The sequence below is a fragment of the Clostridium algifaecis genome (assembly GCF_017874415.1).
Taxonomy (GTDB): Bacteria; Bacillota; Clostridia; order Clostridiales; family Clostridiaceae; genus Clostridium_B; species Clostridium_B algifaecis.
The window spans coordinates 17,869-29,246 of the sequence record NZ_JAGGLM010000006.1 but is presented as its reverse complement, the minus strand read 5'-3'; the positions used below and the strand labels follow the sequence as shown (position 1 = coordinate 29,246).

10 protein-coding genes are annotated in these 11,378 nt (G+C 29.3%); 6 read left to right on the top strand and 4 right to left on the bottom strand.

The genetic code is table 11. From position 1 onward, the window contains the following. Nucleotides 1–161: 161 nt before the first annotated feature. The gene (trpS, locus tag J2Z42_RS06340; RefSeq protein WP_209701810.1) at nucleotides 162–1,175 is read left to right on the top strand and encodes a tryptophan--tRNA ligase; all 1,014 of its coding nucleotides are present in this window, start codon (nucleotides 162–164) and stop codon (nucleotides 1,173–1,175) included. Between the two features lie 89 nt (nucleotides 1,176–1,264). Here trpS and J2Z42_RS06335 read toward each other — a convergent pair whose 3' ends face one another. After that, a complete protein-coding gene (locus J2Z42_RS06335) occupies nucleotides 1,265–2,080 on the bottom strand; it encodes a Cof-type HAD-IIB family hydrolase (protein WP_209701809.1) in 816 nt (271 codons plus the stop codon). Nucleotides 2,081–2,283: 203 nt separating this feature from the next. On the opposite strand from J2Z42_RS06335, the gene J2Z42_RS06330 reads away from it, so the two are divergent. Next, entirely contained in the window at nucleotides 2,284–3,876 is a 1,593-nt protein-coding gene (locus J2Z42_RS06330) for a peptide chain release factor 3 (protein WP_209701808.1), read from the top strand. A gap of 85 nt (nucleotides 3,877–3,961) precedes the next feature. Here the strand turns inward: J2Z42_RS06330 and J2Z42_RS06325 are convergent, their stop codons facing one another. After that, nucleotides 3,962–4,951: a phosphatase PAP2 family protein gene (locus J2Z42_RS06325; RefSeq protein WP_209701807.1), complete on the bottom strand. Its 990-nt coding sequence runs from the start codon at nucleotides 4,949–4,951 to the stop codon at nucleotides 3,962–3,964. Nucleotides 4,952–5,504: 553 nt separating this feature from the next. Here J2Z42_RS06325 and J2Z42_RS06320 point away from each other — a divergent pair. Then, nucleotides 5,505–6,071, top strand: a complete 567-nt coding sequence (locus J2Z42_RS06320; RefSeq protein ID WP_209701806.1) for an ECF transporter S component — start codon at nucleotides 5,505–5,507, stop codon at nucleotides 6,069–6,071. Nucleotides 6,072–6,108: 37 nt separating this feature from the next. Here the strand turns inward: J2Z42_RS06320 and J2Z42_RS06315 are convergent, their stop codons facing one another. Beyond that, complete coding sequence (locus J2Z42_RS06315) at nucleotides 6,109–6,270, bottom strand: zinc-ribbon domain-containing protein (RefSeq protein WP_209701805.1); 162 nt, start codon at nucleotides 6,268–6,270, stop codon at nucleotides 6,109–6,111. 289 nt (nucleotides 6,271–6,559) lie between these two features. Between J2Z42_RS06315 and J2Z42_RS06310 the strand changes: the two genes are divergently transcribed. Then, the gene (locus J2Z42_RS06310; RefSeq protein WP_209701804.1) at nucleotides 6,560–7,702 is read left to right on the top strand and encodes an AlbA family DNA-binding domain-containing protein; all 1,143 of its coding nucleotides are present in this window, start codon (nucleotides 6,560–6,562) and stop codon (nucleotides 7,700–7,702) included. Nucleotides 7,703–7,893: 191 nt separating this feature from the next. Continuing rightward, nucleotides 7,894–9,114, top strand: coding sequence for a tyrosine--tRNA ligase (gene tyrS / locus J2Z42_RS06305; RefSeq protein ID WP_209701803.1), 1,221 nt, complete (start codon nucleotides 7,894–7,896; stop codon nucleotides 9,112–9,114). A 70-nt stretch (nucleotides 9,115–9,184) separates the two neighbouring features. Here tyrS and J2Z42_RS06300 read toward each other — a convergent pair whose 3' ends face one another. Next, nucleotides 9,185–10,060, bottom strand: coding sequence for an SDR family oxidoreductase (locus J2Z42_RS06300; RefSeq protein ID WP_209701802.1), 876 nt, complete (start codon nucleotides 10,058–10,060; stop codon nucleotides 9,185–9,187). Nucleotides 10,061–10,205: 145 nt separating this feature from the next. On the opposite strand from J2Z42_RS06300, the gene J2Z42_RS06295 reads away from it, so the two are divergent. Further along, a complete protein-coding gene (locus tag J2Z42_RS06295) occupies nucleotides 10,206–11,342 on the top strand; it encodes an acyltransferase (RefSeq protein WP_209701801.1) in 1,137 nt (378 codons plus the stop codon). The last annotated feature ends 36 nt before the right edge of the window (nucleotides 11,343–11,378 follow it).

The window sequence follows — 11,378 nt, the reverse complement described above, 5'->3', positions numbered from 1 at the left end:
TTTTTGAAGAAAGTATGTTTATTTAATAAGGAAAAGATATATTTTATCTTTTTGAATTTAGGTGGCACAGTGTTAATACACCCTATGATATTAAAATATCATAGGGTTTTTTAGTTGTAGTTATATGAATGAAATAATACATAGAAGGGCAGGTATAATTTATGGAAGAAAAAAAGAAGAGAATATTTAGTGGGATTCAGCCATCGGGAAATCTTACTATTGGAAATTATTTAGGAGCACTGAAAAACTGGGTAAAGCTCCAAGATCAGTATGAATGCTATTTTTGTGTAGTTGATTTACATGCTATAACAGTAAGACAGGAGCCTAAGGATTTAAGAAGGAGAACACTTGAAGTTCTTGCTATATATCTTGCAGCAGGAATAGATCCAGAAAAAAATACAATATTTATTCAATCTCACGTTTCTACTCATTCTGAAGCTGCATGGCTTTTAAATTGTTTCACATATGTAGGTGAACTTAGCAGAATGACACAGTATAAAAGTAAATCCAAGAAATATAGTGATTCTGGAGAACCTATAAGTGCGGGACTTTTAAATTATCCTGTTTTAATGGCAGCAGATATCCTCCTGTATAATGCAGATCTTGTACCGGTTGGCAAGGACCAAACGCAGCATATAGAAATTACACGTGATATAGCTCAGAGATTTAATAGTCTATACAGTCCTACTTTTACTCTGCCAGAAGGATATATACCAGAAAGTGGAGCTAAAATTATGGACCTTCAGGAACCTAATAAAAAAATGTCAAAGTCATCTGATAATCCTAATAGTTTTATATTAATTATGGATCCACCAGATGTTATAAGAAGAAAGATAAATAGATGCGTAACTGATAGTATTGGAAAGGTAAAATATAGCGATGAACAGCCTGGAATAAAAAATCTTATAAATATACTTATAGCAATACAGGGAACTACAGCAGAAGCTGTAGAAAAAAAATACGAAAATGTAGGTTATGCAGAATTTAAAAATGATGTAGCAGAAGCTATAATTGGAGAACTTAAACCAATTCAAGATAAAGTAAATAAGTATCTTCAAGATAAAGACTATTTGGAAGAAATATATAAAAAAGGTGCAGAAAAGGCATATTATGTATCAAACAAGGTACTTAGAAAGATGCAGAAGAAAATAGGATTTATTCCACCAGCTAGATAGTTCTTAGTTTTAAGATAAAGATTATTGTAATAAATACAAATACAGCAAAACCTACCTGTAACAATCAGGTGGATTTTGCTGATAATTATTTAATTTAGGATACCTGAAAGTACAAATTTATTTATAACATGAGCTACTCCATTTTCCTCATTTGTCTTTGTAACATAATTTGCAATATTTTTAACTTCTGTGGCAGCATTTCCCATAGCTACACCAAGTCCTGCATATTTTATCATGTGAACATCATTGAATGAATCACCAATGCATATAACTTCACTTTTATCTATTCCAAATTTTTTAGCTAGAACATCAACACCGTGACCTTTATTTGTATTCTTGTTCATAAATTCGAGAATTTCAGGTTCACTTCTAACTACAGTATATTTATCATATATTTCTTTTGGAAGTTTAGATATACACCTGGATAAATCAGGCCCTTCACCTAAAAACATAAATTTAAATATATTTTCATTTTCAGAAACATTTTCAATACTGCCTATTTTAAAAGTTATTTTATTTAGATAAGCATCTAATTCACTATATTTATTTTTTATGGGTGATACAGAAGAATCTTTTAGTGCTATTTGTGGATATATATTTGGTGCTTTGCTTAATTTATAAATAAATTCAATATCGTCTTGTGATAGCGTATCCTGAGATATTATCTTGTGAGACATTGTATTTTCAACTACAGCTCCATTAAATCCAACAGCATAATTTGAATCAGAAATTAAATCGAGCTGCTTAAGGTATTTTTCAATACCTTTTATAGGGCGTCCGGTAGCAAGTGATACTTTCGTTCCATGCTCAACTGCTTTTTTTATTGCTTCAATGTTTTCATTTGATATAGTTTTATTATCTTTTAATAAAGTTCCATCCATATCTATTGCGATTAATTTATACATAGTTACCTCCATGATATATAATTATATCATCACATGGTTTTTATAGCATTAGTTTTAATTTTTATATTTTGTCATATTCAGTAATTACTTTAATAATTAAACGTTTAACAGAAGTAATGTATTACTAAAATAGTTATATTGACATCATTGTTTAATAAAGTTAAAATCATTGATGAGAGTAAAAAAAGAAGAGAGGGAAAGTTGTGGCAGACTTAAAAAAGGAAATAGAAAAAAGAAGGACTTTTGCAATAATATCTCACCCAGATGCAGGTAAAACCACACTTACAGAAAAATTACTGCTTTATGGAGGTGCCATAAGACTTGCAGGCTCGGTTAAAGCTAGAAAAGCGTCAAAACATGCAGTATCGGACTGGATGGATATAGAAAAAAAGAGAGGAATCTCTGTCACATCATCAGTTATGCAGTTTAACTATGATAATTATTGCATAAATATACTTGATACACCAGGACATCAAGACTTCAGTGAAGATACATACAGGACTTTAATGGCAGCAGATAGTGCTGTTATGGTAATAGATGCAGCTAAAGGAGTAGAGGAACAGACCAAAAAATTATTTCATGTATGCAGTTTAAGGGGAATTCCTATATTTACTTTTGTAAACAAAATGGATAGAGAGAGCAAAGATCCTTTTGAACTTATGGAAGATATAGAAAATGTACTTGGAATAAAATCATATCCTATGAATTGGCCTATAGGCTCAGGAGCTGAGTTTAAGGGAGTTTATGATAGAAATAAGAATATAATAGAAGCTTTTAATGGTGGAAATCATGGGCAAACTACAGTTAAATCTGTAGAAGGAGGTGTAGATGATGAGGTATTTAAGGACCTTATAGGAGATTCACTTCATTCAAAGCTAAAAGAAGATATAGAACTTTTAGATATAGCAGGAGATCAATTTGATATAGAAAAGGTTAAAACTGGGGAACTTACACCAGTATTCTTTGGAAGTGCCTTGACTAACTTTGGAGTAGAACCTTTTTTAAAAGAATTTTTAAAACTGACTACATCGCCTACTCCAAGGATGTCAGATAAAGGTGAAGTAGATGTATTTGAAGAACCATTTTCTGCTTTCGTATTTAAAATACAAGCTAATATGAATCCAGCCCATAGGGATAGAATCGCATTTATGAGAATATGTTCGGGTGAATTTAAAAAGGGTATGGAAGTGTTTCATGTCCAGGGCAATAATAAGGTAAAACTTGCCCAACCGCAGCAGTTTTTAGCACAAAACAGAGAAATTGTAGAAAAAGCTTATGCTGGAGATATAATAGGTGTATTTGATCCTGAAATTTTTAATATAGGAGATACTCTTTGCATGTCCCAGAAAAAATTTAAATTTGAAGGAATACCTATATTTGCACCTGAACATTTTGCAAGAGTTAGAACTATAGATACCATGAAGAGAAAGCAATTTATAAAAGGGATAAATGAAATATCGGAAGAAGGAGCAATTCAGGTATTTAAAGAATTAAATATTGGAATTGAAGAGATAATAGTTGGTGTAGTAGGTGTACTGCAGTTTGAAGTTCTTGAATATAGAATGAAAAATGAGTATAATGTTGATTCAAAAATAGAAATACTTCCATATAGAGCTATAAGATGGATTGAGAAAACTGATTCTAGTATTGAAGATCTTGTACTTAGCAGTGACACTAAGAAAGTTAAAGATTTAAAAAATAGGGATCTTTTGATATTTCAAAATGAGTGGTCAATTAGCTGGGCGCTTGAACACAATAAAGGATTGGTTCTATCCGACATAGGAAAATCAGAGTAATTAAAGATGAAATTCAAAATAATTATATATAAAATTAACTGTCTCAAAATCTATTTTGAGACAGTTTTATATTTAAAGTTAAATTTTAATCCATAGTATCTAAATAATAATTAGTTATAGTTATATAAGAAGTTTTCCTTTTTTTATAGTAAAATCTGTCTAAAGGTTTTTGTATAACATGCTGTATTTTTGCCATTAAAAAATCTACTAACTTTACAGTTAAATAAGCTAAAATCATACCAGCAATTACATCAATTACCCAGTGAACTTCTAAATATAATGTAGAAAATGCTACACTTAAACAGAAAAACGACATAAATATTTTAAAAAGCTTGTCCTTTTCTCTTAAAACCAATAGAAACATTGCAAAAGTTATGGAAGTATGCATGGATGGAAAACAATTTAATGCTGTTCCAGCGGCAGCAGCACCAGTTAAATGCCTGTCTAATCCATCAGGTTGTCCTAATACGTACCATACTTCTTGAAGATGAAAAGTCAAATAAAAGGGTGTTATCAAAAATACTTGTACTATATGTGCTGATAAAGCATATCTTATCATTTTTTTTAAATCTCTTGTAATTGCAGATCTATATATTACAAGCAAAGCAGGTAATACAAAGCCATTGTTATAAACCATCCTAAAGAACCATGTTAAAGTTTCTGATTTGTATAATCTTGCAAAACTTCCATCATTAAAAGGTATTTTGCTGAATATGGGATTTAAATCAATAACTATCCTTTGACCTATCTGCCAGTTCAATATTTTTCCCCACATTGCATATCCATTTTTATTTAAGTAGATAAGAAATAGAAAAAAAGGAACAGCTAATACTAAAAAAGGAATTAATTTTACATCATTTCTCATATCTTTATAGGCAGAGAATGCCATAAAGGCTAGTACAAATAAGTAAATTTTACTAGTTAAACTAATTGAATGAAATTTAGAAAGATGTATGGCGCTTTTTAGAAAATAAATTCCTATTAAAATGAAGTAATATTTATAAAATAAATCCCAAATTTTATTTAATACATACTTTAAAGTTTGGAATGAACTTTTTTCAATAACATTGTACATAAAATTTTCTCCTCCTTATACACAAAATAAATTATATCACTAGTAATAGCTTAAGTACATAGTGTAATTTAACAAAAACTTAAATAAATTAACATGTACTTAAGAATTAATTCGGTATTGGAGTAAAATTAGCTGTGAAAAGTAAAATTTGCACTATTTTGAGTTATAAAGAGGGTAAAATAATTATTTATACATTTTTTTTATGTATAAATAATATGTCGATTATGAACATTAGTAACAAACTAACAAGTATTATGTTTACAAGTAAGCCGCTTATTTTTAGTGCTGCTGTAATTAATACAATTACAAGTATTAAGCTAAAGAGCCATTTGAAGAAAATCATATAAATTTATTGCCAAAGTAAAAATAGCAATAGTACCTCCCTTATAGAATATTTTTATGTATTAGTCGTATATTATTATTTACATTATTGAATAAATTTATTATAGTAAAATTTTAACATTTTCATAATAATGTATGGGTACATTTTGAAATTTGTGGTTATACAAATATAATATATACTATTAATAAATACAGGGGGTTCTTATTTAAAATGGAAGAAAAGAATTTAAATTTAAGTAAATTGAAAATCCAGGACATTATACAAATAGCTCTTATGGCTGCAGTAACTTATATTGCGACAGCAGTTATAAATATACCTAGTGGGGTGGTATTTAAAGGTGTAGTCCATTTGGGAGACAGCATGGTGCTGTTAGCTGCTATTTTATTAGGAAAGAAGAAAGCTTTCTTTTCAGCAGCTGTAGGAATGAGTTTATTTGATATTTTATCACCATATGCTATATGGGCACCATTTACTTTCTTTATAAAAGGTATTATGGCTTATATTGCTGCATCTATTGCATATAGAAGTAGCTACAATGGAGAAAAAATATGGAATAATATAATAGCTTTTGTAGCTGCAGGTATATGGATGATAGCTGCATATTATTTTGCAGGTGTTATACTAATGCATTTTGTAACAAATATAAAATTTTCTCAGGCATTTATAATGTCAGCAGCTGAAATCCCGGGAAATATAGCCCAATCAATAGCAGGTGCAGCTATAGCATTGCCACTTGGAAAGATATTAAAAAAAGCAAATATTATAAGAAACAAATAATAAATAAAGGAGAGGATTATCCTCTCCTAATTATTCACTATCTTCTTGATCTATTCTTTTCAGCTTTTCTTTTCCTTCTACATTCTGGGCATCTTACAGGATCATTTTCGAAACCTTTTTCTTTGTAGAATTCTTGTTCACCTTCTGTAAATACGAATTCTTTTCCGCAGTCTTTACATACAATAGTCTTATCTGCCATTAAAAAAACCTCCTTAAAATCATAGGACTAATTTATTCTTGATAACTACCCCTTAGATTTATTAAGGAGAAATTGGTACCTTGAAAAAATTTGGCCTACTTACAAAATAATTAGAGTAAAACTCTAAACTAATTATATCATATGGCAATAAAAAAACAATATAAAACTAAATATGTATCATTGGATCAAATCTAAACAATAATTTACTGAAATTATATTAAATAATACCTTAAATAAGGGTATAATTAAATTAATAGACTGAACAGTTAATTAGTTGAGGATGATTATTGTGGATACAAAAAAATTTTTAAATTTACTTAGAAAACCGGAAGGCTCAAAATTAGATTTTAAGCAATGTATAGAAATTGATATTGATTCTGGAAGAAAGGAATTGGCTAAAGACATATGCGCCATAGCTAATTCAAGAGGCGGAAGGGGTCATCTTGTTATTGGAGTTGAGGACAAGAGCAAAAGAATACTAGGCATTTGCAAAAACGATTTAAATGAAGAAAAAATTCAGCAGATTGTTAGTTCAAGAATAGATCCGCCAGTTCCAGTGTCATTGGAGTTTATAAAATATGAAGACAAGGATATAGCAATTATAAATATATATGATGGACCTCAAAAACCTTATCAAATGAGGGATAATGGTGCTTTTTACATAAGAAGGGGATCAACTAATGATACTATGAGAAAGCAGGAAATAGTGTCTACTATAAGTGAAAATCTTATATTAAATTCTGAGCTTTGTCCTGTACCACACAGTGATTTAAGTTGTATCGATAAAGAAATTGTAGATAATTATTTTAGAATTCAAGGTATAGGGATCAATGAAGAAAATAGAGTTAAGCTTATGGAAAATGCTTCAATTATATATATGGATAAAGATACCGGCAAATATATGGTAACATTAGGAGGACTTTTAGTATTTTCAAAGATTAATAATATATATTTACCACATAATATGATAAAAATAATTGATAAAGTAAATAATTATTCACAGCCAATTATAGTTCGTGGTGATCTCTTGTATATCATAAATAAGACAGAGGAGATTTTATCAAATATAATTTATAAATCCTATCCTTTAGAAGCGTTAAACGAAGGAATAAGAAATGCTGTACTTTATAGAGATTATTCTGATTTCTCAAGAGAAATAAAAATTGTAATTGATAATAATAGTATTACGGTTTCAAGTCCTGGTATACTTATAAGGAGAAATAATACCAATTCTTATAATTATGTAAATAGAAATACATGGATATACGAAAAAATGATTACCTTAGACGATAAGGACAGATTTATCAAGGCTGGAGATGGCTTTAATAAAATGAAGAAAGCTTTTAGAAATAAGGGAAGAATAAAATTTATAAACTCAATGAAGAATGATAATTTCAAGGTTATTTATCCGGGAATTAAAAAGTTTAAATAGTTTATACTCTGCAACTGTTGATAAAAAGGAGCTTTAATTATATACTAATATTTATGATAATACATAACTATTAGTATATTTTAATATGTAGTTTTATTATAAACTCTACATCTAAGCTAAATATATGGCATTTTTAAAGAAATAAATGGAAGAATTAAAAGAAAAAAACTATTCGAAAGGTGGAACATAATTTGGATAATGTTTATGATACTCTGCTGGAACGTGGTTACATAAAACAGACTACACATGCAGAAGAAATAAGAGAATTACTTGGGAAAGAGAAGGTAACTTTTTACATAGGATTTGATCCAACAGCAGATAGTCTTCATGTAGGACATTTTGTTCAAATGATGGTTATGGCACATATGCAAAAGGCAGGACACAGGCCTATAGCATTATTTGGTGGAGGAACAGGTATGGTAGGTGATCCATCAGGAAAGACAGACATGAGAAAAATGCTATCTAAAGAACAGATAGAGCACAATGTCAATATGTTTAAAAAACAATTTTCGAGAATTGTAGATTTTAGTGAAGGAAAAGCTATAATGGAGAATAATGCAAACTGGCTTTCTAAGCTAAACTATATTGATTTTCTTCGTGATATCGGAGTTCATTTTTCTGTAAATAAAATGCTTACGGCAGAATGTTTCAAACAGAGACTTGAGAGAGGATTATCATTTCTTGAATTTAATTATATGCTTATGCAGGGTTACGATTTCCTTGAATTAAATAGAAGATATGGCTGTATTCTTGAAATGGGTGGAGATGATCAGTGGTCAAATATACTTGCAGGAGTGGATTTGATTAGAAGAAAAGAAAAGAAAGCTGCATATGGAATGACGTTTGCTCTTTTAACCAAGAGCGATGGCAAGAAGATGGGTAAAACTGAAGGTGGAGCTATATGGCTGGATAAGGAAAAAACAAGTCCATATGAATTTTATCAGTACTGGAGAAATGTAGATGATTCAGATGTTGAAAAGTGTCTGGCACTTTTGACTTTTTTACCTATGGATGAAGTTAGGAGACTTGGTTCACTTAAGGATTCTGAAATAAATAAGTCTAAGGAAATTCTTGCCTATGAGGTTACAAAATTAATTCATGGAAAAGAAGAAGCTGATAAAGCTAAAAAGGCTGCGGAGGCATTGTTCTCAGGCGGATCGAATATGGATAATGTTCCAACTGTTGAAATAGAAAAAGCTGAAATTAACTCTGGAATAGTAGATATTATTGTCAAAACAGGAATATTGCCATCCAAGAGTGAAGCAAGAAGACTTATAAAACAAGGTGGACTTACCATAAATGGCGAAAAAGTTACTGATGCTAATGCAGTAATTACTAATGAGGACTTTAAAGATGGAAGTATGCTTATAAGAAGAGGAAAGAAAAATTACAACAAAGTTGTAATAAAATAATGAGTTTAAATTAAATATAATAGTGGAAGGATGCAAGCTAATGCATAACCTTCCGCTATTTTTGAGAATTTTAACTTGCTATAAATTCTGCTCCATTTACATGTACAGTTTCTCCTGTTATGTAGGAGGCATCAGGAGATGCTAAAAATACATATGTTGATGTAAGTTCTACTGGTTGAGCAGGTCTGCCGATAGGAACATTTGATCCAAATTTTCCTACTTTTTGTGGACTATATGAAGAAGTAGTAAGAGGTGTCCAAACAGGTCCCGGTGCAACAGCATTTACTCTTATATTTCTTTTTATTAGAGATAGAGCTAGAGAACGGGTAAATGAAATGATAGCACCTTTTGTAGAAGAATAATCAATTAATACTTCACTCCCTTTATAAGCAGTTACAGAAGAAGTATTTATTATACAGGAGCCAGGTTTTAAATGAGGTACAACTGCTCGTGTTAGATAGAACATACTGAATATATTGGTTTTGAATGTTTTTTCTAGCTGCTCATCTGTTATATCTTCAATGCTGTTTTGGGGAAATTGAACTGCTGCATTATTTACGAGTATATCTATTTTATTGAATTTATCCATAGTTTTTTTTACTGCAGTCTTGCAAAAATTATCATCTGATATATCACCAGGTAAAAGTAAGCATTGTCTTCCAGTGTTCTCTATAATTTTTTGGGTTTCTACTGCATCTGAATTTTCATCATAATAAACTATGGCTAAATCTGCACCTTCTTTTGCAAAAGCTATAGCAGTAGCTTTTCCTATACCACTGTCACCACCTGTAATCAGAGCAACTTTATCCTTTAATCTAAAAGAGCCTTTATAATCTGGATCTTCCCATACTGGTTTTGGATTCATCTGAGATTCTATTCCAGGTTGTTTATTTTGACTTTGTTCTGGAACCGATTTTGGAAAATTTAAATAAATATTATCGTTCATATAAATGCTACCTCCTGTATTTTAAAATAACAATATTAGTATGAACAGTTTATAAGATTTTAATTAGTTAAATTTAGATATGTAAAAGATATGTTATTATAATTATATTCAGTTTATACAACACATGACATTTGGAGGTAATTTAATGAAAAAACGACTATTGGAACTTGACATATTGAGGGGATTTGCATTTATTTTAGTAGTAGTTGAACATACTTTAGGTGGATATTCTTACTCTAAAGATATTTCTACTAGTAACTTGTTTATAACAAGATTTATTTATACAATGTCCAAGCCAGCTGTTGTAATATTTTTGGCCTTGACTGCTATGGGATTAGTATATACATATTATGATAAATTTAATTTGAAAAGCTTTTATATAAAGAAATTAAAATTTCTGGTTATTCCATATATTATATTTTCGTTTTTGAATATAGTTTTTTTAAAGCATACAGATAGATTAAAAAGTTTTATAGCTCAAATTGTCACAGGAAATGCGGCATATCATTTGTGGTATATGGCAATGACTTTAAGAGTATATTTGTTTTTTCCTTTGATACTTTTAATTATAAGAAAAATAAATAAAAAGAGTATTTTAATAAAAGCAGGTTTCTTTATTTCTTATTTTTTAGGATATTTGTGGTTATTGAAAAATAATATTGATATAACAAATTTTTTAGGAACACTTATATTTAAAAATCCAGACGATTTGCAGCAGAGATTTATAAATATAACTCCGGTGCTCTGGTCATTATATTTTGTTGTAGGTGTATATATAATATTAAATTATGATAAATTTAAAGCGTTAATTTTAAAATACAAGAAAATTGTTACTGCTTTGTATGGTTTGACTCTTGCTTATAATTATTATGATGAGATACGTGATGTAATAGGAAATCCACTTCCATATATTAAATTCAACTATATTATAAATATTAACAGCAGAATACTATCTATATTGTTCTTTTATATTGTTTCCGCATATATTTTAAATAAAAGAAAAATATTGTCCAAGCTGCTTATGTTTATCGGAAAATATTCTTTCCCTGCATATATGTTTCATATAGTTGTAATACAGTATATTGTAAATAATTATCATCAAACAAAGAATTTGTATTCACCCATGTTATTGTTAATAGAGACGGTTATGTTTACTACAATTATTTTTTATGTAATTAATTATTTACCTTATAGTGAATATGCGATAGGTATAAAATCAAAGCCCAAAATAAATTTTGCTTCAGTTAAAAATTCATTTAAACATATTTTTTCATTAGATTAGTTTTCATATTATTCACAAGTTTGACATATGAGTAGC